Consider the following 20,632-nt stretch of genomic DNA (forward strand, 5'->3'; position numbering starts at 1 on the left):
AGTTTCGTCCTTTATACACGGGGACCAAACACTTGTGTGCTATCAAATTGAAACTGTCCGCCACTGAAAAAATATTTAGAAATCTTTCATTCGGGCGAAACCCACTCCGGAACTTCTCCTGCGACCTGCCGCTCATAGTGCCGTAACGAATTTCCTGCCTCCGGGTTGTGAGAGATGACTTACAGATGACACGGGCAGCTATCCACTACCTGCCTTGATAACTTCGACAGGTATCACGGAACCCCCGAGACCCTGTTAATGCAGGAGAGACGCGTCCCCTTAAAAATCGTCCTAGTGGTTGATTTCAAAGGATTTTTCCACTTGAAAAAACAAGCACAGCAAGGCGCCAAATAGCGCATTGCAATAAAGACGGGTGCATTTCAGGGCACGTTTTTTAATTGATGGCTTTTTACTGCCAACTTTGAGTGCATAACTTTTTGCGCTCCGGATTTATTTTGCCTGCGCTCGGCGAAGTGTGCATTCGCCATGGATCCGTGCGCCCGAAAACTGTTGTTAATCAACCCGGCCGGCACTTCTGGTAAGCGTCGGCGTGATAAACACATGAGGTGATAGCGATGCGTATCAGCATCTTTGGTTTGGGTTATGTGGGTGCAGTCTGTGCAGGCTGCCTGACGGCGCGTGGCCATGAAGTGATCGGTGTGGACGTGTCCAGCACCAAGATCGACCTGATCAACCAGGGCAAGTCGCCCATCGTCGAACCTGGCCTGGAAGCACTGCTGCAACAGGGCATCGCCAATGGCCGCCTGCGCGGTACCACCGACTTCGCCGAAGCCATCCGTGCCAGCGACGTGTCGATGATTTGCGTGGGTACCCCCAGCAAGAAAAACGGCGACCTGGGCCTGGAGTACATCGAGTCGGTGTGCCGCGAAATCGGCTACGTGCTGCGTGACACCACCCGCCGCCACACCATCGTGGTTCGCAGCACCGTGCTGCCAGGCACCGTCAAGAACGTGGTCATCCCGATTCTCGAAGACTGCTCGGGCAAAAAGGCCGGCGTCGACTTCGGCGTGGCGGTCAACCCGGAATTCCTGCGTGAAAGCACCGCGATCAAGGACTACGACCAGCCACCGATGACCGTCATCGGCGAACTGGACAGCGCCAGCGGCGACATCCTGCAGGCCTTGTACGAAGAACTCGACGCCCCGGTGATCCGCAAGCCGATCGAAGTGGCCGAGATGATCAAGTACACCTGCAACGTGTGGCACGCCACCAAGGTCACCTTCGCCAACGAAATCGGCAACATCGCCAAGGCCGTAGGTGTGGATGGCCGTGAAGTGATGGACGTGGTCTGCCAGGACACCGTACTGAACCTGTCCCAGTACTACATGCGCCCTGGCTTCGCCTTCGGCGGCTCGTGCCTGCCCAAGGACGTGCGCGCCCTCACCTACCGTGCCGCCAGCCTCGACGTACGCGCACCGCTGCTCGACTCGCTGATGCGCAGCAACGAATCGCAGGTGCAGAACGCCTTCGAACTGATCGAAGCCCACGACAAGCGCAAGGTCGCCCTGCTGGGCCTGAGCTTCAAAGCCGGCACCGACGACCTGCGCGAAAGCCCGCTGGTAGAGCTGGCCGAGCGCCTGATCGGCAAGGGCTACCAGCTGGACATCTACGACGAGAACGTCCAGTACGCCCGTGTACACGGTGCCAACAAGGACTACATCGAGTCGAAGATCCCGCACGTGTCGTCGCTGCTCAACGCCGACTTCCAGCAGGTGATCGACAACGCCGACATCATCGTGCTCGGGAACCGTGACGAGCAGTTCCGTGCGCTGGCCCAACAAGCGCCAGCCGGCAAGCAGGTGATCGATCTGGTCGGCTTCATGAGCAAGCCGACCTGCACCACCAGCCGCACTGAAGGCATCTGCTGGTAAGTGCCTGGCCGGGCAGCGGAAGCCTCCCCACTTCCGCTGCCCACCCTCCCCCGAATTCTCGACGGATGCTGAACATGCAAAGGCTCCAGACCGTGCTGTTGCAGTGCGCCGGGTGGCTGCTCTACATGAGCCTGCTCATGCTGATCGCCCTGGCCCTGCCAGCCGATATCTTCGACTCGCAGTCGAAGCACTTCATCTTCCTGGTCGGCGCAGTCGGCATCTGGCGCTATTCCATGGGCGCCACCCATTTCATCCGCGGCATGATCTTCCTCTACGGCGTGTACCCGTACCTGCGCCGCAAAGTGCAGAAAATGGGCAATGCCACCGACCCGTCGCATGTGTACCTGATGGTGACCAGCTTTCGCATCGAAGCCCTGACCACCGCCCAGGTGTACAGCTCGGTGATCCGCGAGGCGATCAACTGCGGCTTCCCCACCACCGTGGTCTGTTCGCTGGTGGAAATGTCGGATGAACTGCTGGTGAAAAGCCTGTGGGCCAAATACAACCCGCCAGCCCATGTGAAGCTGGACATCGTGCGGATTGCCGGCACCGGTAAGCGTGATGGCCTGGCCTACGGCTTCCGCGCCATCTCGCGCATGCTGCCGGACGAAAACGCCGTGGTGGCGGTGATCGACGGCGACACCGTGCTGGCGGATGGCGTGGTCCGCAAGACCGTGCCGTGGTTCAAGCTGTTCCCCAACGTCGGCGGCCTGACCACCAACGAGTTCTGCGAAGTACGCGGCGGCTACATCATGAGCGAGTGGCACAAGCTGCGCTTCGCCCAGCGCCACATCAACATGTGCTCCATGGCGCTGAGCAAGCGCGTGCTGACCATGACCGGGCGCATGTCGATGTTCCGCGCCAGCGTGGTGACCAACCCTGAGTTCATTGCCGACGTCGAAAGCGACTCGCTGATGCACTGGCGCCTGGGCCGCTTCAAGTTCCTCACCGGTGACGACAAGTCCAGCTGGTTCAGCCTGATGCGTCTGGGCTACGACACCTTCTACGTGCCGGACGCCGCCATCAACACGGTCGAGCACCCGCCGGAGAAAAGTTTCTTCAAGGCGAGCCGCAAGCTGATGTACCGCTGGTACGGCAACAACCTGCGGCAGAACTCCCGTGCGCTGGGCCTGGGCCTTGGCCGCCTCGGGCTGTTCACCAGCATCGTGCTGTTCGACCAGCGCGTGTCGATGTGGACCAGCCTGCTGGGGCTGACCGTGGCGGTGATCGCCAGCCTCAAGTTCGGCCTGGCCTTCCTGCTGGTGTACCTGCTGTGGATCGGCATCACCCGCCTGATCCTCACCGTCATGCTGCTGTGCTCCGGCCACAACGTGGGCCCGGCCTACCCGCTGATTCTCTATTACAACCAGATCATCGGCGCGCTGATGAAGATCTATGTGTTCTTCCGCCTCGACAAGCAGTCGTGGACGCGTCAGCCCACTGCCCTCAAGCGTGACCTCGCCAGCTTTCAACAATGGTTCAACACCTGGTCCTCGCGGACCATGACCTTCTCGGCGGCCAGCATCTTCGTTGCTGTGCTGTTCATGGTCGTGTGAGCCCAACCCGGATCGGATCTAACAGGAACAAACCACCATGAATACCGCCGTGAACGTCAATGTCGTGCATGAGTCCGAAGCCCAGCGCCAACACGCCCGGGTGCGCATTCCCGCCAAGCTGCGTTTCCTGGACGCCCAGCGCCAAACCCACGAAGTGAAGGTCGACGACCTTTCCGCCGGCGGCCTGAGCTTCCACACCAAGCAGCCACTGTCGGTGGGCGATGTACTGCGCGGGCGCCTGCAGTTCGTGGTCGACAACCTGGGCCTGTCGATCGACATCGAGTTCCAGGTGCGCTCGTACAACCCAAGCAGCGGCCGTACCGGTGCGCAGTTCCAGAACCTTGAACCCCGCGACATCGCCACGCTGCGGCACATCATCACCAGCCACCTGTCCGGTGAGCTGATCAGCATCGGCGACGTGCTCAGCACCCTGCAACGTGACAACTTCACCAAGGCGCGTAAGCAAAAAGACGGCGGCTCCGGCCTGAGCGCATTCGGCCGGTTCAAGGCAGTCACCGTCACCCTCGGGGTATTCGTGGTCGGCGTCGCGGCTTTCGGCTTTGTCGCCAAGTCGTTGTACGGCATGTATTTCGTCAGCCATGCCGAAGCAGGTGTGGTCGCGGTACCGACCACCACCATCACCATGCCACGCGACGGCACCGTGAGCAGCCTGGTCGAGGGCGGTGGGCAGATCGCCAAGGGCGCGCCATTGGCTAGCTTCACCACCAGCATGCTGGACATGCTCAAGGGCAATCTGGACGACTCGCAGCTGGAGCCGGCGAAGATCGAAGAGCTGTTCGGCAAGCAGCTGTCCGGCACCCTCACCAGCCCCTGCGATTGCGTGGTCGCCCGCCAACTGGTGGACGACGGCCAGTATGCCGCCAAAGGCCAGCCGATTTTCCAGCTGATCCCGCGCACCACCACGCCCATGGTCGAAGCCCGCTTCAGCTACCGCCAGTTCGACGAGGTCAAGCCAGGCACCCGGGTCAACTTCCAGGTCGCCGGCGAAGACGAAGTGCGCACCGGCCAGATCGTCAGCAGCGCCAGCCTCAACAGCGACGACCTCGCCTCCGACATTCGTGTGCAGATCAAGCCTGACAGCGGCCTGCCCGCCGAACTGGCCGGCCGCCCGGCTGCGGTCAACAGCGACCGTGGCCCATCGCTGAACTGGCTGATCGACAAAGCCGTGGCCCGTGGGCTGTAAGAGGATCACAGCATGATTCCCTACAAGAAGAGCGCAAGCCTGGGCCTGTGTGCCCTGGCTGCCGCCATCACCTTGGCCGGCTGTGCCGGCCTGCCCGACCAGCGCCTGGCCAACGAAGCCATGAAACGCGGTGACACGGCCTTGGCCGAGCGCAACTACAAGGCCCTGGCCGACCTGGGCTACAGCGAAGCGCAAGTGGGCCTGGCCGACATCAAGGTGGCCACCCGCGACCCGTCGCAAATCAAGGAAGCCGAGACCACCTACCGCGCCGCAGCTGCCACGTCGCCCCGTGCCCAGGCACGCCTTGGTCGCCTGCTGGTGGCCAAGCCCGACAGCACCCAGGCCGAACGCGAAGAAGCCGAAACCCTGCTCAAGCAAGCGGCCCGTCAAGGCGAAAGCAATACCCTGATCCCGCTGGCGATGCTCTACCTCAGCTACCCGCAGAGCTTCCCCAAGGTCAACGCACAACAGCAGATCGACCAATGGCGCGCCGCCGGCAACCCGGAAGCGGGCTTGGCCCAGGTGCTGCTGTACCGCACCCAGGGCACCTACGACCAGCACCTGGGCGAGGTGGAGAACATCTGCAAGGCCGCCCTGAACACCACCGACATCTGCTACGTCGAATTGGCCACCGTATACCAGAAGCGTGGCCAGGCCGACCAGCAGGCCGACCTGCTCGCCCAGCTCAAAGCCGCCTACGCCCGTGGCGCAGTGCCGGCCACCCGGGTCGACAGCGTTGCCCGTGTGCTGGCTGACCGCAGCCTGGGCCAGACCGACGAGAAAACCGCCAAGGACCTGCTTGAGCAGGTGGCCCCGACGAACCCGGCGTCCTGGGTCAGCCTGGCGCAACTGGTGTACGACTTCCCCGAACTGGGCGACACCGACCAGTTGCTGGCCTACATCGACAAGGGCCGCGAAGCCGAACAGCCTCGCGCCGAACTGCTGCTGGGCCGCCTGTACTACGAAGGCAAGACCCTGCCAGCCGACGCCAAAAAGGCCGAGCAGCACCTGCAGGCTGCCGCCGACGCAGGCGAGATCAGCGCCCATTATTACCTGGGCCAGCTGTACCGCCGCGGCTATTTGGGCAACGTCGAGCCGCAGAAAGCCGTCGACCACCTGCTGGCCGCCGCCCGTGGCGGGCAGAACAGCGCCGACTATGCCCTGGCCCAGCTGTTCAGCGAAGGCCACGGCATTCGCCCGCAACCGGGCAACGCCTGGGTGTTCGCCCAGCTGTCGCAGGTCAACCCGACGCCGCAATCGAGCGAACTCTTGCAGCAACTCGACCAGCAACTCACGCCTGACCAACGTAGCCAGGCGCAGCAACTGCTGGCGCAAGAGAAGCAGGCACGCGGCAGCATGGCCCAGGGCGCGAACAGCACCCTGGCACTCGAAGCCCTGCAAGACGACGAAAAAGAAGTAGACGGTGAGGACTCGCTATGACGCTCAATCCCTTCGTGAAAGCTGGCATCGGCCTGAGCTTCGCCCTGCTGTGGTCCTGCCCGACCCTGGCGGAAATGACCGCTGAGAAAAACTTTGGCCTGGACGTGAAAATCACCGGCCAGTCGGAAGACGACCGCGACCTGGGCACCCGCCCTGGCGGCGACGTCAACGGTCTGGGCCTGGACCTGCGCCCGTGGGTGTACGGCGAACGCGGCAACTGGAGCGCCTACGCCATGGGCCAGGCCGTCGCCGCCACCGACACCATCGAAACCGACACCCTGCGCCAGAACGACGACGGCACCACCACCGACACCGGTGACGACAGCCGCCAGCCAGACAAAAGCTACCTGGCCATGCGCGAGTTCTGGGTGGGCTACAGCGGCCTCACCGCTTACCCCGGCGAGCAACTTCGCCTCGGTCGCCAGCGCCTGCGCAGCGACGATGGCATGTGGCGCGACACCAACATCGAAGCGCTGAACTGGACCTTCGACACCACCCTGCTCAAGGCCGACCTGGGCGTGGCCCAGCGCTTCAGCGAATACCGCACCGACCTCACCGAGCTGGCCCCGGAAGACAAGGACCGCACCCACATCTACGGCAACGTCGCCACGCAGTGGACCCCTGGTCACTGGGTAGGCGTACGTGCCCACCACACCCACGACAGCGGCAGCCTGAAAAACCCGGGAGAAACCGTCGACGCACTGGACAAAACCCGCACCGGCGACCTGACCTGGCTGGGCCTGGAAGCCAACAGCGACGCCTACAACTGGCGCAACGACCACACCGTCAACTACTGGGGCAGCGTCACCTGGCTGACCGGTGACCGCGACACCCTCAGCAGCCAGGCCGTCGGCGGCGAGCAGGTTGCCACCGGCAAGCAGAGCGGCGATGTCAATGCCTGGGCCACCGACCTCGGCATCCGCCTGCGCCTGGACCCGCAATGGCAGGTCGGTGCGGCCTATGCCCGTGGCAGCGGCGGCGGTGGCGACGACGGTTCGAACAACTTCGAGCAAACCGGCCTTGAGAGCAACCGCTCCAACTTCACCGGCACCCGCTCGCGCGTGCACCGCTTCGGCGAGGCATTCCGTGGCGAGCTGGGCAACCTGCAGGCCGCCACCCTGTTCGCCTCCTGGCAGCTGCGCGACGACTACGACGCCAGCCTGATCTACCACAAGTTCTGGCGTGTCGACGGCAACCAGAACATCGGCTCCAGCGGCATCAATGCCGCCGTCGACGACAACGGCGTCAACCGCCAGCTGGTCGACGGTGAAAAAGACCTTGGCCAGGAAATGGACGTGGTTGTGACCAAGTACTTCAAGCAAGGCCTGCTGCCAGCCTCCATGAGCCAGGCCATCGACGAACCGTCCGCCCTGGTGCGCCTGCGCGCCGGTGTGTTCAAGCCGGGCGACGCCTATGGCAAGGAAGCGGACTCGTACATGCACCGCGCCTTCGTCGACGTGATCTGGCGATTCTGAGGCCGGGAGAAACCTGATGAACCTTCACCCGCACTTACGTCACAGCCTGTTGGCCAGCGCCTTGCTGCTGGCCAGCGGCCTGGTCGCCGCCGCAGAACCCCAGGTTATTGCCAAGGAACTGCAGCAGGCCAAGACCTATACCGTGGCCAGCGCGCCGATCGAGCCGCTGCAGATGGACCCGCCAAAGCTGCCCGACCTGACCGGCTTCACCGCCGAGGCGGTGCAGAAGAAGATCGACCGCAGCCACAAGGGCAAGGTCAGCCTGCGCCGCATGTTCCAGGAGGACACCCTCAAGGAGTTCGTCGGCGGCGACAACAAGGCGGCCGAGTGGGTGCAGCGCCAGCACGGTATTCCGCAGGCGATCTTCGTCGATGACGGCCATGTCGACCTGGTGGAACTGAGCAAGAAGGTGCCCAAGCAGTACCTCAGCGAAGTCGAGCCAGGCGTGTACCTGGCGCGCCTGCCGATTGTGGTCGGGCAAAAGGGCATCCTCGAGATCGACGGCAAGGTCAAGCAGTTGCGCCTGTCCCAGGAGGGCGGTTCGTTCCTGGTCAACGACGGCAAGCTGTTCGTCACCGACACCCAGGTGACCGGCTGGCGCGAGAAGGACAACGGCCCGGCGACCTTCCGCTCGCCCAAGGAATTCCGCCCGTTCCTGCTGTCGTGGGGCGGTACCGAGACCTACATCGTCAATACGAAGATGGCCAGCTTCGGCTACGCCAAGTCCAAATCGTACGGTGTGAGCATCTCGCAGTACACGCCGAACATGGCCAAGCGCATGGGACGCCCGGAACCCACCGGCTGGATCATCGGCTCTGAGTTCAGCGACATGTGGTACGGCTTCTATTGCTACGAAACCCAGGACTTCGTGGTGAAGGACAGCACCTACCGCGACAACATCGTCTACGGCATCGACCCGCACGACCGCTCGCACCGCCTGATCATCGCCGGCAACACCGTGTACGGCACCAAGAAGAAGCACGGCATCATCGTTTCGCGTGAGGTGAACGACAGCTGGATCATCAACAACAAGAGCTACGACAACAAGCTCTCGGGCGTGGTGATCGACCGTAACAGCGTCAACAACCTGATCGCCTACAACGAGATCTACCGTAACCACACCGACGGCATCACCCTGTACGAAAGCGGCGACAACCTGATTTGGGGCAACAAGCTGATCAACAACCGCCGCCACGGCATCCGCGTGCGTAACAGCGTGAACATCCGCCTGTACGAAAACATCGCCATGGCCAACGGCCTGGTGGGCGTGTACGGCCACATCAAAGACCTGTCCGACACCGACCGCGACATCGCCCTGGACCCGTTCGACACCAAAGTGTCGCTGATCCTGGTAGGCGGTGAGCTGACGGCCAACGGCTCCGGCCCGCTGTCGATCGACTCGCCGCTGTCGGTCGAGCTGTACAAGGTTTCGATGCTCGCCCCGCGCAAGGCCAGCGGTATCAGCCTCAACGGCATCCTGGGCGAACGCCAGGACGAAATCCTCGACCTGCTGGTACGCCAGCAAAAGGCTGTGCTGATCGACCCGGTCGAACGCCAGACCGAAATGATCGATTAAGGAAGCCCAGACCATGACCCCACACCTGATGAAACTGCTGGGCCTGTCCGCCGCCCTTCTGGCGATCAGCCAGGGCGTGCGCGCCGACGACGTGAAGGCCCCCACCTTCACCGCCGAGCCGTGCTGCCAGCTGTGCCCTGAAGCGCATGACGCCAGCCGCTACACCACCCGTTACCAGCAGAACTTCACCACGCTGGTGCAGGCCAAAGGGGACTGGCTTTTCCGTACCCGCGAAGACCTGCGCACCGAGTTCAACACCACCCCGGCCGGCTACAAACGCCTGCAGCAGGTGCACGACGCGTTCAAGAAGCGCGGCGTGGAACTGGTGGTGGTCTACCAGCCGACCCGTGGCCTGGTGAACCGCAACATGCTCAACCCGGCCGAGAAAGCTGCCTTCGATTACCAGAAGGCGCTGGGCAACTACCAGGCCATGCTCAAGCGCTTTGCAAGCATGGGCTACAACGTGCCCGACCTGTCGCCGCTGACCAACGAACAGCTGGCCGCCGCCGACCAGGGCAAGGACTTCTACTTCCGTGGCGACCAGCACTGGACACCTTACGGCGCCGAGCGCGCGGCCAAGATCGTGGCCGACACCGTGCACCACATGCCGGCCTTCGAAGGCATCCCGCGCAAGGAATTCGAAACGAAAAAATCCGGGCGCATGGGCAAGACCGGCACCCTGCACAACGTCGCCGGCCAGCTCTGCGGCACCAGCTATGCAGTGCAGTACATGGACCAGTTCGCCACCGAGCCGAAAGGCTCCAGCGGCGGTGGCGACGACCTGTTCGGTGACAGTGGCAACGCGCAGATCACCCTGGTCGGCACCAGCCACAGTGGCAAGAACTACAACTTCTCGGGCTTCCTCGAACAGTACATCGGTGCCGACGTGCTCAACGTCGCCTTCCCCGGCGGTGGCCTGGAAGGTTCGATGATCCAGTACCTGGGCAGCGAGGAATTCAAGAAGAACCCGCCGAAGATCCTCATCTGGGAGTTCTCCCCGCTGTACCGCCTGGACCAGGAAACCATCTGGCGGCAAATCCTCGGCCTGCTCGACAACGGCTGCGACGACCGCCCGGCGCTGATGAGCGCCAGCACCACCCTCAAGCCCGGCAAGAACGAGCTGATGGTCAACGGCAAGGGCGGCGTGATCAAAGACCTGATCAACCGCAACCTGCAGATGGACGTGAAGTTCGAAGACCCGTCGGTGAAGGTATTGCAGGCCACCCTTTGGTACCTCAACGGTCGCCACGAAGACATCAAGCTGGAAAAACCGGAAACCTCCGACACCGACGGCCGCTTTGTCTTCCAGATGCGTGAAGACGAGGACTGGGCCAGCCAGAGCCTGCTGGCCTTCGAGGTGCAAGGCCCGGAAAGCGGCACCCAGAAAGTCGAAGCCAAGCTCTGCAAACGCAACAACTTCGCCGTGCCCGCGCAAACCGCGCAGGCCGGCCAGTGAGGCGACCCATGACTACCTTCAAGCGAATCTTCCGCCCCGCCCTGCTCGCGCTGGCCCTGTTCGGGGGGGCCGCGCATGCCGCGCTGGTCCCCCCCCAGGGGTATTACGAGGGGATCGAAAAGCTCAAGACCGGCGACGGTAACTTCCGTTGCGAAGCAACGCCCAAGCCGTACACCGGTGCGCTGCAGTTCCGCAGCAAGTACGAAGGTTCGGACAGTGCCCGGGCAACCCTCAACAAGGATTCCGAGCAGGCCTTCCGCGATTCCACCAAGGACATCACCACCCTGGAGCGTGGCGTGGCCAAGATGGTCAACCAGTACATGCGCGACGGACGCCCGGCACAACTCGACTGCGCCCTGACCTGGTTGGGCACCTGGGCGCGTGCCGATGCGCTGATGTCCACCGACTACAACCACACCGGCAAATCCATGCGCAAATGGGCGTTGGGCAGCATGAGTGGTTCCTGGCTGCGCCTGAAGTTCTCCAACTCGCAGCCGCTGGCCGCGCACCAGGCCGAGGCCGAGCTGATCGAGAAATGGTTCGCCCGCCTTGCAGAGCAAACCGTGCGCGACTGGAGCAACCTGCCGCTGGCGAAGATCAACAACCACAGCTACTGGGCCGCCTGGTCGGTCATGGCCACCTCGGTGGCGACCAACCGCCGCGACCTGTTCGACTGGGCCGTGAAGGAATACAAGATCGGCGCCAACCAGGTCGACGAGCAGGGCTTCTTGCCCAACGAGATCAAGCGCAAGCAGCGCGCCCTGGCCTACCACAACTACGCCCTGCCACCGCTGGCGATGATCGCCAGCTTTGCCAAGGCCAACGGTGTGGACCTGCGCAGCGAAAACAACTTTGCCCTGCAGCGCCTGGGGGAAGGCGTGCTCTACGGCGCTCGCGATCCTAAGCACTTCGCGGAACGCGCAGGCGAAAAGCAAGACATGAAAGACCTCAAGGTCGACAGCAAGTACGCCTGGCTCGAACCGTGGTGCGCGCTGTACCAGTGCGTGGGTGACACGCTCGAACGCAAGCACGGCATGCAGCCATTCGACAGTTTCAGGCTCGGCGGCAACCTGACCCGGGTCTATGACCCGAGCGCAGAGAGCAAGAAATGAAGTGAACCCCGTGTGGGGTCGGAACCTGTGGGAGCGGGCATGCCCGCGAACAAGGGCGAAGCCCTTGCCATGCATCGCGGTGCCTTCTTCGCGGGCTCGCCCGCTCCCACAGGGACCTAAGTTGCCTTCCGGTTATGCACTGGGGGGTTTGGGGGGCGCTGTGCCCCGGATGCTGTGAACAAAAAGGAGAACCGGGATGGTCTTCTCGTCCAACGTGTTCCTGTTCCTGTTCTTGCCGATCTTCCTCGGCCTGTACTACTTGAGCGGGCAACGCTATCGCAACCTGCTGCTGCTGGTCGCCAGCTACATCTTCTATGCCTGGTGGCGGGTGGACTTCCTGGCCCTGTTCGCCGGGGTCACCCTGTGGAACTACTGGATCGGCCTTAAAGTCGGCGCCGCCGGCGTGCGCACCAAGCCGGCCCAGCGCTGGCTGCTGCTGGGCGTGGGCGTCGACCTGGCAATCCTTGGCTACTTCAAGTACGCCAACTTCGGTGTCGACAGCCTGAACGCGATCATCAGCTCGTTCGGCCTGGAGCCGTTCATCCTCACCCACGTGCTGCTGCCGATCGGTATCTCGTTCTACATCTTCGAGTCGATCAGCTACATCATCGACGTGTACCGTGGCGACACCCCGGCTACCCGCAACCTCATCGACTTTGCAGCGTTCGTGGCGATCTTCCCGCACCTGATCGCCGGCCCCGTGTTGCGCTTCAAGGACCTGGTCGACCAGTTCAACAACCGCACCCACACCCTGGACAAGTTCTCCGAAGGTTGCACCCGCTTCATGCAGGGCTTCATCAAGAAAGTGTTCATTGCCGACACCCTGGCGGTGGTGGCCGACCACTGCTTCGCCCTGCAAAACCCGACCACGGGCGACGCCTGGCTGGGCGCGCTGGCCTACACCGCACAGCTGTACTTCGACTTCAGCGGCTACAGCGACATGGCCATCGGCCTGGGCCTGATGATGGGCTTCCGCTTCATGGAGAACTTCAAGCAGCCCTACATCAGCCAGTCGATCACGGAGTTCTGGCGGCGCTGGCACATCAGCCTGTCGACCTGGCTGCGCGACTACCTGTACATCACCTTGGGCGGTAACCGCAAAGGCACCTTCAACACTTACCGCAACCTGTTCCTGACCATGCTGTTGGGCGGCCTGTGGCATGGCGCCAACTTCACCTACATCATCTGGGGCGCCTGGCACGGCATGTGGCTGGCCATTGAGCGTGCGCTGGGTATCGACACCAACCCGCAGCGCTTCAACCCGGTGAAATGGGCCTTCACCTTCCTGCTGGTGGTGGTCGGCTGGGTGATCTTCCGCGCCGAAAACCTGCACGTGGCCGGCCGCATGTACGGCGCCATGTTCAGCTTTGGCGACTGGCAGCTGTCGGAACTCAACCGTGCCCAACTGACCGGCCTGCAAGTGGCCACCCTGGTGATCGCCTACCTCACCCTGGCGTTCTTCGGCCTGCGCGACTTCTACCGCAATGCCAAGCCTTCGCCCAAGGCGACCCCGGTGCAGGTCAACACTGACGGCTCGATCGGCCTGGACTGGACCCGGGTGATGACCCGCGCCCTGGTGCTGCTGCTGTTCGTGGCCTCGATCCTCAAGCTCTCGGCGCAAAGCTACTCGCCGTTCCTGTACTTCCAGTTCTGAGGCCGATGACATGAACCGTACTTTACGCATCACGTATTCACTGTCGTTCCTCGGCTTGCTGGTGGGCATGGGCGTGTGGTCCACCGGTGGCCTGCAAAGCTTCCAGCGTACCGAGCAGATGACCGTGCTCAACGGCAAGCTGGCCAAGGCCGCCGAAACCCACTACGACGAGCAGTTTCCGATCAAGCGCCTTGGCACCAACGTCTGGGCAGCGCTGGACTTCAAGCTGTTCAACGAAGGCCGCCCCGGTGTGGTGCTGGGCCGCGACCAGTGGCTGTTCAGCGACGAAGAGTTCAAGCCCACCGCCGGTGCCGAGCAACTGATGCAGGAAAACCTGGCGCTGATCCGCGGCGTACGCGACACCTTGCAGCAGCACGGCAGCCAGCTGGTGCTGGCCATCGTGCCCGCCAAGGCGCGTATCTATTCGGAATACCTGGGCAAGGAGCAACCAGCCAGCCTGCACGACGACCTGTACAACCAGTTCCATGCTCAGGTGCGCCAGGCCAACGTGTTCGCCCCGGACCTGCAAGCGGCCATGGAACAAGCCAAGGCCCGTGGCCAGGTTTTCCTGCGCACCGACACCCACTGGACGCCGATGGGCGCCGAAGTGGCAGCGCAGGCGCTGGCTGAAGCCGTAAGCCGACAGAACCTGCTCAACGGCGACCCGCAAACCTTCGTGACCGAAGCCGGCAGCACTGCGCCCTACAAAGGCGACCTGACCAACTTCCTGCCGCTCGACCCGCTGTTCAGCAACCTGCTGCCAACCCCGGACAACCTGCAACAACGCACCACCCGCCCGGCAGAAGCAGCGGCTGAAAGCGACGACGCGCTATTTGCCAACAACGAAATCCCGGTGGCGCTGGTGGGCACCAGCTACAGCGCCAACCCGCACTGGAACTTCCTTGGTGCGCTGCAGCAAGCGCTGCGCAGCGACGTGGCCAACTACGCCGAAGACGGCCACGGCCCCCTGCTGCCAATGCTCAAGTACCTGCAAAGCGATGCCTTCAAAAACGCCGCACCCCAGGTGGTGGTGTGGGAATTCCCCGAACGTTATCTGCCCATGAAAAACGACCTCAGCAGCTTCGATCCGCAGTGGATCGCGCAGCTGAAAAACTCGCGTAAATCCGAAGAAAACCTGGCCTTGTCGTCCACCCGGACGAACCACTGAACGATAGAGAGGAAATGCACATGACTACCAAGACTTCCATTGCCAAAGCCCTCACCCTCGCGGCCGGCCTTTCCCTTGCTTCGATGCAGGCCTTCGCCGGTGCCGACGCCGCCCTGTATGGCCCAAGCGCGCCGAAAGGTTCGACCTTCGTGCGCCTGTACAACGCCGCCAGCGCACCCGCTGCCGCTTCGGTCGGCAACACCCAGATCAAACAGGTGGGCGCCCAGGCCAGCAGCGACTTCAGCTTCCTGCCAGGCGGCGACTATACCGCCCAGGTTGGCGGCAAGAGCGTGCCGGTGAAGCTGGCCTCGGACAAGTACTACACCCTGGTCAACAGCAGCAGCGGCAACCCGCAGCTGATCGAAGAACCGCCGTTCAAGAACAAGCAGAAAGCCCTGGTGCGCGTGCAGAACCTGAGCGACCAGCAGCTGACCCTGAAAACCGCCGACGGCAAGACCGAAGTGGTCAAGCCGGTGGCCGCCAACGGCCGTGGCGAACGTGAAATCAACCCAGTGAAGGTCAACCTGGCGTTGTTCCAAGGTGACAAGAAAGTGGGCGACGTGAAACCCGTCGCCCTGGAGCGCGGCGAAGCCGCGGTGCTGTACGTAACAGGTTCCGGCAACGCCTTGTCGCCGGTGTGGGTAACTCGCCCCGTGGCTAGCAACTGATCCCTCTGCCTATTAACGACTATTGGAGAAACATGATGATCCCGGTAATTCTTTCTGGTGGTAGCGGTTCGCGTCTGTGGCCTCTGTCGCGCAAGCAGTTCCCTAAACAGTTCCTGGCCCTGACCGGTGAACACACCCTGTTCCAGCAAACCATCGAGCGCCTGGTGTTCGAAGGCATGGACACACCGATCGTGGTCTGCAACAAGGACCACAAGTTCATCGTCCAGGAGCAACTGGCTGCCCTGAAGCTGGAAACCCAAGGCATCCTGATGGAGCCGTTCGGCCGCAACACCGCGCCGGCCGTGGCCATGGCCGCCATGAAGCTGGTCAACGAAGGCCGTGACGAGCTGATGCTGGTACTGCCCGCCGACCACGTGATCGATGACCAGAAGGCGCTGCAACGCGCCCTGGCTTTGGCCACCGTGGCCGCCGAGCGTGGCGAAATGGTGCTGTTCGGCGTACCGGCGACCAAACCGGAAACCGGCTACGGCTACATCCGCTCCAGCCAGGATGCACTGCTGCCCGAAGGCGTGGCGCGGGTGGCACAGTTCGTTGAAAAACCCGATGAAAAACGCGCCGCCGAGTTCGTCCAGGCCGGTGGCTACTTCTGGAACAGCGGCATGTTCCTGTTCCGCGCCAGCCGCTTCCTCGAAGAGCTGAAAAAGCACGACGGCGACATCTATGACACCTGCGTGCTGGCCCTGGAGCGCAGCCAGGAGGACGGCGATGTGCTGAGCATCGACGAAGCCACCTTCGCCTGCTGCCCGGACAACTCCATCGACTACGCGGTGATGGAAAAAACCCAGCGCGCTTGCGTGGTGCCGATGTCGGCCGGCTGGAGCGATGTGGGCTGCTGGTCGTCGCTGTGGGAGGTGCACGAGAAGGACGAGGATGGCAACGTCACCAAAGGCGACGTGGTGGTGCAGGACAGCCGCAACTGCATGATCCATGGCAACGGCAAGCTGGTGTCGGTGATCGGCCTAGAAAACATCGTGGTGGTCGAGACCAAGGACGCCATGATGATTGCCCACAAGGACAAGGTCCAGGGCGTGAAGCAGATGGTCAAGACCCTTGACGAACAGGGCCGCACGGAAACCCAGAACCACCTGGAAGTGTATCGCCCGTGGGGCTCGTACGACTCGGTGGACATGGGCGGCCGCTTCCAGGTCAAGCACATCACCGTCAAGCCAGGCGCCAGCCTGTCGCTGCAGATGCACCACCACCGTGCCGAGCACTGGATCGTGGTGTCTGGCACTGCCGAGGTGACGTGTGACGAGAACGTGTTCCTGCTGACCGAGAACCAGTCGACGTACATTCCGATTGCCTCGATCCACCGCCTGCGCAACCCGGGCAAGATCCCGCTGGAGATCATCGAAGTGCAGTCGGGTAGCTACCTGGGTGAGGATGACATCGAGCGCTTCGAGGATGTATACGGGCGCACATCGACACCGGCAGAGCGTGGGGTTTCAGTGAAGACCATCGCGCAATAAGTAACACCTAGGGGCCGCTTTGCGGCCCTTTCCCATTTCAGGCTACGATGGTCAGACCCGCGCAACCAAGGTCTGCACGCCCCATGATCATCGGTGCCTTCCTCATCCTCACCTGGCTGGTGCTGCTGCTGCGCTACCCGGCCAAGGCTTTGCCGATCTCGCTGGCCGCTGTGTGTGGCCTGGGTTTGGTGGCGTTGTTTGTCGTCTGGCAGGACAACCGCGAAACCTCACGACTGGCCCGCCTGGACTTGCGCCTCGTTTATGCCCCCGAACAATGCCCTGCCGACCGTGCGTTGCAAGTACGCATGAAGAACGGCAACAAGGTGCCGCTCACCGAACTGCGCTGGCGGGTGGCGGCGTATGCGCCGGGCGATACCGTGAACCTGGCCGAGAACACCTACAACGCCCCACGCTATCGAGGGCCGGGTGAATTGCAACCGGGGGCCGAGTGGAAAGACTGCCTGCCATTGCCACCGCTGCGGTCCGGGTACCGGCCGCAAACGCTGGAATTCCGTGCCGAACACCTGCAAGGCACCTTCGCCAATTAATCAAAGGCCTCCCCCATGCCCACCGTTCTGATCACCGGTTGTTCCAGCGGCATCGGCCGCGCCTTGGCCGACGCCTTCCGCGATGCCGGCCTCCACGTCTGGGCCACTGCGCGCAAAGCGGAGGATGTTGAAGTGTTAAGCGCCGCCGGTTTTACCGCGCGGCAGCTGGACGTAAATGACAGCGAGGCCCTGGCCCGCCTGGCCGAGGAGCTCGAAACCCTCGACATCCTGATCAACAACGCCGGCTACGGCGCCATGGGGCCGTTGCTCGACGGTGGCGTGGACGCCCTGCGCCAGCAGTTCGAAACCAACGTGTTCGCCGTGGTGGGTGTAACCCGCGCGCTGTTCCCGTTGCTACGCCGCTCACGAGGAACAGTGGTGAACATCGGCAGTGTTTCCGGCGTGCTGGTCACACCGTTCGCCGGTGCCTACTGCGCCTCGAAAGCGGCGGTGCATGCCTTGAGCGATGCCTTGCGCCTGGAGCTTGCACCGTTCGGTGTGCATGTTATGCAAGTGCAGCCCGGGGCGATTGCCTCGCAATTTGCCAACAATGCCCAACGCCAGGCGGAGCAGGTGCTGGCGGCGGACTCTGCGTGGTGGCCGTTGCGTGAGCATGTACAGGCACGGGCGCGGGCTTCGCAGGACAAGCCGACTTCGGCGGCGGTATTTGCCCAAGGCGTACTGGCGGCCGTTGGCAAGTCACCCGTACCCGCTGTGGTGCGGTTGGGGAATGGCAGTACGGCGCTGCCGCTGATGGCCCGGTTACTGCCTCGGCGGGTGCTGGATTGGGCATTGCGCAAGCGGTTTGGGCTGCTGCGTCCGCTTTGATTTTTCTTTTGCCAGTACCGGCGATGGGCCGCACAGCGGCCCCGCTTTTTATGCTTTCCTCACCGGCTGCTCATCAAACGCCTGCCAGCCACCACCCAGGGCCTTGTACAACCCCACCAGCGCCTGCGACACCGCCGCCGAGCTGTCGATCCACTGCTCCTCGCTGGCCAGCAATGCACCCTGCACCGTCAGCACATTGAGAAAGTCCACTGCCCCTTCCACGTACTGGCGCTGGGCGGTTTCCAGGGCGATGCGGTTCTGCCTCACAGCCTCGGCCAGGTGGTCACGGCGCAACTGGCTGGCGTTGTACAGGCGAAGCACATCGTCGACCTCATGCCAGGCGCCCAGCACCACCTTGCGGTAGTTCAGCGCCGCTTCCTGCTGCTGCGCCTCGCGCAGTTCCAAGGTGCCCTTGAGCCGGCCACCCTCGAAGATCGGCAACGACAACTGTGGCCCGAAGGCAAAGCGGCGCGAATCCCAGCCGCCGAAATCAGACAACTGCATGGCCTGGAAGCCGACGCTGCCCGACAAACGGATGCTCGGATAGAAATCAGCCTTGGCCACACCAATACTGGCGGTGGCAGCATGCAGGCGCGCTTCGGCCTGGCGAATGTCCGGGCGGCGTTCGGCCAGTTCGGACGGCAAACCGATGGCGAACTTTTGCTGTGGCGCAGGCAGTTCACCGCCTTGCAGCAATTCAGCCTGCAGACTGCGTGGCGGTTCTGCGGCGAGCAGACTGAGGGCGTTGATCAGGTCATCACGCCGGGCTTCGAGGCTTGGCAGGCGGGCCTCGATCGACGCCACCTGGGCACTGGCCTGAGCCACGTCGAGCCGAGTGGCAACACCTTCGGCCTGACGGTCTTCGGACAATTTGAGGCTGTGCCGGGCAACCTTGAGGTTGTCCTGTGTCACATCAATCGTGTGCTGCACCGCTCGCAGCTGAATGTAGTTGCCGGCGGTTTCCGACAGCAAGGCCAGCAGCACCCCACGGCGGTCGTTCTCGGCCACTTCGACCGTGGCATCGGCAGCCTCGACCTGGCGCCGCACGCGGCCCCACAGGTCCAGTTCCCAACCGGCCACCAGGTCGCCTTGCCAAAGGTTGAACGCCTCTTTACCCGCTTTACCGGAAGGGTCGCTCAAGCCTTCGGCGCTGTTACGAGCGCGGCTGTAACCAGCGTTGGCGTCTACCGATGGCACCCCATCGGCGGCCACGGTGCTGCGCAAGGCGCGGCTTTGCAGCAGGCGGGCGCTGGCCATCTGCAGGTCGAGGTTGCGCTCGGCAACGCGCTGGATCAACGCGCTGAGCTGTCCGTCATGAAAGGTTTCCCACCAGCGCAGCTCCAGCGGTTCGGCTTGCGGCTGGCTGGATGCTGCCTGGCCTTGAAGCGGCGCCCACTGTTGCGGTGCCCGGCTGTCGGGGCGCAGGAAGTCCGGGCCCATCGTGCAACCGGCCATCAACCCGGCCAGCACCAAGGGGCTCAAGCGTAATGCAGGTTTCATCGTGCACTTACCTCTTTGCCATCCAGCTTGTCGCCACGGGTATCGATGGTCGCTTCCACCGACATGCCCACCCGCAAGCGGGAGAGCAACGGCTGCCCGTCATCGAACACGATCTTCACCGGGATGCGCTGCACAACCTTGGTGAAGTTGCCGGTGGCGTTGTCTGGCTTGACCGCAGCGAAGGTCACGCCGGTAGCCGGGGCGATACTCTCTACGTGGCCTTGCAGCTTTTCACCGGAGAAGGTGTCAACGCTGATACTCACCGGCTGCCCCGGCTGCACATGGGTCAGCTGGGTTTCCTGGAAGTTGCCGACCACATAGGCCTGCTGCAACGGCACCACCGATAACAGGCGTGCGCCGGGATTGACGTAGGCGCCCACGCGCAGGGCGCGCTCGCCGACCATGCCGTCCACCGGCGCCGTGATGCGCGTGTAGGACAGGTCGAGCTGTGCCTTTTCCACGCCTGCTTCAGCGCGCTTGAGCTGGCCATCGGCGCTGGCCACCTGGGCAGTAAGGATATCCACCTGCTTGCGCGCCGCCACCAGCGCCGCCTGGGCATTGGCCAGGCGAGCGCGGGCCTGGTCGACGCCGCTGCGTGCCTGCTGGGCATTCTGCACGGTACCGGCGCCCTGCTCGGCCAGGCGGCTGTAGCGGTTGACTTCATGGTCGGCGAACGCTGTTTCGGCCTGGGCCGCTTTCACCGCCGCCTCGGCCTGGGCAATCAATGCTGCCTGGCGCTCGAGCGTGGCGCGGGCATCGGCACTTTGCGCCTGAGCCACCAGCAACTGGGCCTGAGCGGCATCCAGGGCGGCCTGGTAGTCACGGGCGTCGATGGTCGCCAGCAACTGGCCGGCTGTGACCTGCTGGTTATCTTCTACGAGCACGTCCTTGATGAAGCCTGCAACCTTGGGCGCAACTACGGTGTAGTCGGCAATGACGTAGGCATCGTTGGTGCTCTGGCGGTGGTCGCTGCCGAACATCCAGGGGCCGACAATGCCAGCCAGAACGGCCACGGCCAGTACCGAGCCAATGAACAGGGTCTTGCGGTTGTTAGTCATTTCAGCG

At 63.1% G+C, this 20,632-nt stretch carries 16 protein-coding genes; 14 read left to right on the top strand and 2 right to left on the bottom strand.

Features of this window, described 5'->3' with window-relative positions; translation table 11 throughout:
• The first annotated feature begins 575 nt into the window (after positions 1 to 575).
• The 14 genes from FHW75_RS17040 (at position 576) to FHW75_RS17105 (ending at position 18,067) form a co-directional block, all read left to right on the top strand.
• Positions 576 to 1,892 carry a nucleotide sugar dehydrogenase gene (locus FHW75_RS17040; RefSeq protein ID WP_016713524.1) on the top strand — a complete coding sequence of 439 codons (1,317 nt, stop codon included), beginning with the start codon at positions 576 to 578 and terminating at the stop codon, positions 1,890 to 1,892.
• Between the two features lie 74 nt (positions 1,893 to 1,966).
• The gene (locus FHW75_RS17045; protein ID WP_025753970.1) at positions 1,967 to 3,448 is read left to right on the top strand and encodes a glycosyltransferase family 2 protein; all 1,482 of its coding nucleotides are present in this window, start codon (positions 1,967 to 1,969) and stop codon (positions 3,446 to 3,448) included.
• A 37-nt stretch (positions 3,449 to 3,485) separates the two neighbouring features.
• Positions 3,486 to 4,652 carry an alginate biosynthesis protein Alg44 gene (locus FHW75_RS17050; protein WP_016713522.1) on the top strand — a complete coding sequence of 389 codons (1,167 nt, stop codon included), beginning with the start codon at positions 3,486 to 3,488 and terminating at the stop codon, positions 4,650 to 4,652.
• Positions 4,653 to 4,664: 12 nt separating this feature from the next.
• Positions 4,665 to 6,092 carry an alginate biosynthesis TPR repeat lipoprotein AlgK gene (algK, locus tag FHW75_RS17055; RefSeq protein ID WP_183674103.1) on the top strand — a complete coding sequence of 476 codons (1,428 nt, stop codon included), beginning with the start codon at positions 4,665 to 4,667 and terminating at the stop codon, positions 6,090 to 6,092.
• Complete coding sequence (locus tag FHW75_RS17060) at positions 6,089 to 7,567, top strand: alginate export family protein (protein WP_019097270.1); 1,479 nt, start codon at positions 6,089 to 6,091, stop codon at positions 7,565 to 7,567. Before algK ends, FHW75_RS17060 begins: the two co-directional genes overlap by 4 nt.
• Before the next feature lie 16 nt (positions 7,568 to 7,583).
• Positions 7,584 to 9,143, top strand: coding sequence for a mannuronan 5-epimerase AlgG (gene algG / locus FHW75_RS17065; protein ID WP_016713519.1), 1,560 nt, complete (start codon positions 7,584 to 7,586; stop codon positions 9,141 to 9,143).
• Between the two features lie 13 nt (positions 9,144 to 9,156).
• Complete coding sequence (locus FHW75_RS17070; protein ID WP_025753973.1) at positions 9,157 to 10,599, top strand: alginate O-acetyltransferase; 1,443 nt, start codon at positions 9,157 to 9,159, stop codon at positions 10,597 to 10,599.
• Between the two features lie 8 nt (positions 10,600 to 10,607).
• Positions 10,608 to 11,711: a mannuronate-specific alginate lyase gene (locus FHW75_RS17075; protein WP_027609119.1), complete on the top strand. Its 1,104-nt coding sequence runs from the start codon at positions 10,608 to 10,610 to the stop codon at positions 11,709 to 11,711.
• Positions 11,712 to 11,907: 196 nt separating this feature from the next.
• On the top strand, positions 11,908 to 13,365 hold the full coding sequence (locus tag FHW75_RS17080; protein ID WP_019097272.1) for an MBOAT family protein: 1,458 nt from the start codon (positions 11,908 to 11,910) through the stop codon (positions 13,363 to 13,365).
• Between the two features lie 10 nt (positions 13,366 to 13,375).
• A complete protein-coding gene (locus FHW75_RS17085) occupies positions 13,376 to 14,533 on the top strand; it encodes an alginate O-acetyltransferase (protein WP_025753975.1) in 1,158 nt (385 codons plus the stop codon).
• 20 nt (positions 14,534 to 14,553) lie between these two features.
• The gene (locus FHW75_RS17090; RefSeq protein ID WP_016713514.1) at positions 14,554 to 15,201 is read left to right on the top strand and encodes an alginate O-acetyltransferase AlgF; all 648 of its coding nucleotides are present in this window, start codon (positions 14,554 to 14,556) and stop codon (positions 15,199 to 15,201) included.
• Between the two features lie 35 nt (positions 15,202 to 15,236).
• On the top strand, positions 15,237 to 16,691 hold the full coding sequence (locus FHW75_RS17095; protein ID WP_025753976.1) for a mannose-1-phosphate guanylyltransferase/mannose-6-phosphate isomerase: 1,455 nt from the start codon (positions 15,237 to 15,239) through the stop codon (positions 16,689 to 16,691).
• Positions 16,692 to 16,774: 83 nt separating this feature from the next.
• The gene (locus FHW75_RS17100; protein WP_025753977.1) at positions 16,775 to 17,239 is read left to right on the top strand and encodes a hypothetical protein; all 465 of its coding nucleotides are present in this window, start codon (positions 16,775 to 16,777) and stop codon (positions 17,237 to 17,239) included.
• Positions 17,240 to 17,254: 15 nt separating this feature from the next.
• Positions 17,255 to 18,067 carry an SDR family oxidoreductase gene (locus FHW75_RS17105; protein WP_027609118.1) on the top strand — a complete coding sequence of 271 codons (813 nt, stop codon included), beginning with the start codon at positions 17,255 to 17,257 and terminating at the stop codon, positions 18,065 to 18,067.
• A gap of 48 nt (positions 18,068 to 18,115) precedes the next feature.
• Here FHW75_RS17105 and FHW75_RS17110 read toward each other — a convergent pair whose 3' ends face one another.
• Together FHW75_RS17110 and FHW75_RS17115 are read right to left on the bottom strand one after the other, a co-directional pair.
• Positions 18,116 to 19,567 (bottom strand): efflux transporter outer membrane subunit, encoded by a 1,452-nt coding sequence (locus FHW75_RS17110; protein WP_027609117.1) that lies wholly within the window; start codon positions 19,565 to 19,567, stop codon positions 18,116 to 18,118.
• Entirely contained in the window at positions 19,564 to 20,625 is a 1,062-nt protein-coding gene (locus tag FHW75_RS17115; RefSeq protein WP_019098854.1) for an HlyD family secretion protein, read from the bottom strand. The genes FHW75_RS17110 and FHW75_RS17115 overlap by 4 nt, the downstream gene beginning before the upstream one ends.
• Between the last annotated feature and the right edge of the window lie 7 nt (positions 20,626 to 20,632).

It is taken from the genome of Pseudomonas sp. OG7, from assembly GCF_014192825.1.
In the GTDB taxonomy this organism is placed as follows: Bacteria; Pseudomonadota; Gammaproteobacteria; order Pseudomonadales; family Pseudomonadaceae; genus Aquipseudomonas; species Aquipseudomonas monteilii.

What these genes read in the sequence shown, in the direction of transcription:
- FHW75_RS17040 (WP_016713524.1), top strand. Translation starts at nt 576, where the DNA reads ATGCGTATCAGCATCTTTGGTTTGGGTTATGTGGGTGCAGTCTGTGCA.
- FHW75_RS17045 (WP_025753970.1), top strand. Translation starts at nt 1,967, where the DNA reads ATGCAAAGGCTCCAGACCGTGCTGTTGCAGTGCGCCGGGTGGCTGCTC.
- FHW75_RS17050 (WP_016713522.1), top strand. Translation starts at nt 3,486, where the DNA reads ATGAATACCGCCGTGAACGTCAATGTCGTGCATGAGTCCGAAGCCCAG.
- algK (WP_183674103.1), top strand. Translation starts at nt 4,665, where the DNA reads ATGATTCCCTACAAGAAGAGCGCAAGCCTGGGCCTGTGTGCCCTGGCT.
- FHW75_RS17060 (WP_019097270.1), top strand. Translation starts at nt 6,089, where the DNA reads ATGACGCTCAATCCCTTCGTGAAAGCTGGCATCGGCCTGAGCTTCGCC.
- algG (WP_016713519.1), top strand. Translation starts at nt 7,584, where the DNA reads ATGAACCTTCACCCGCACTTACGTCACAGCCTGTTGGCCAGCGCCTTG.
- FHW75_RS17070 (WP_025753973.1), top strand. Translation starts at nt 9,157, where the DNA reads ATGACCCCACACCTGATGAAACTGCTGGGCCTGTCCGCCGCCCTTCTG.
- FHW75_RS17075 (WP_027609119.1), top strand. Translation starts at nt 10,608, where the DNA reads ATGACTACCTTCAAGCGAATCTTCCGCCCCGCCCTGCTCGCGCTGGCC.
- FHW75_RS17080 (WP_019097272.1), top strand. Translation starts at nt 11,908, where the DNA reads ATGGTCTTCTCGTCCAACGTGTTCCTGTTCCTGTTCTTGCCGATCTTC.
- FHW75_RS17085 (WP_025753975.1), top strand. Translation starts at nt 13,376, where the DNA reads ATGAACCGTACTTTACGCATCACGTATTCACTGTCGTTCCTCGGCTTG.
- FHW75_RS17090 (WP_016713514.1), top strand. Translation starts at nt 14,554, where the DNA reads ATGACTACCAAGACTTCCATTGCCAAAGCCCTCACCCTCGCGGCCGGC.
- FHW75_RS17095 (WP_025753976.1), top strand. Translation starts at nt 15,237, where the DNA reads ATGATCCCGGTAATTCTTTCTGGTGGTAGCGGTTCGCGTCTGTGGCCT.
- FHW75_RS17100 (WP_025753977.1), top strand. Translation starts at nt 16,775, where the DNA reads ATGATCATCGGTGCCTTCCTCATCCTCACCTGGCTGGTGCTGCTGCTG.
- FHW75_RS17105 (WP_027609118.1), top strand. Translation starts at nt 17,255, where the DNA reads ATGCCCACCGTTCTGATCACCGGTTGTTCCAGCGGCATCGGCCGCGCC.
- FHW75_RS17110 (WP_027609117.1), bottom strand. Translation starts at nt 19,567, where the DNA reads ATGAAACCTGCATTACGCTTGAGCCCCTTGGTGCTGGCCGGGTTGATG.
- FHW75_RS17115 (WP_019098854.1), bottom strand. Translation starts at nt 20,625, where the DNA reads ATGACTAACAACCGCAAGACCCTGTTCATTGGCTCGGTACTGGCCGTG.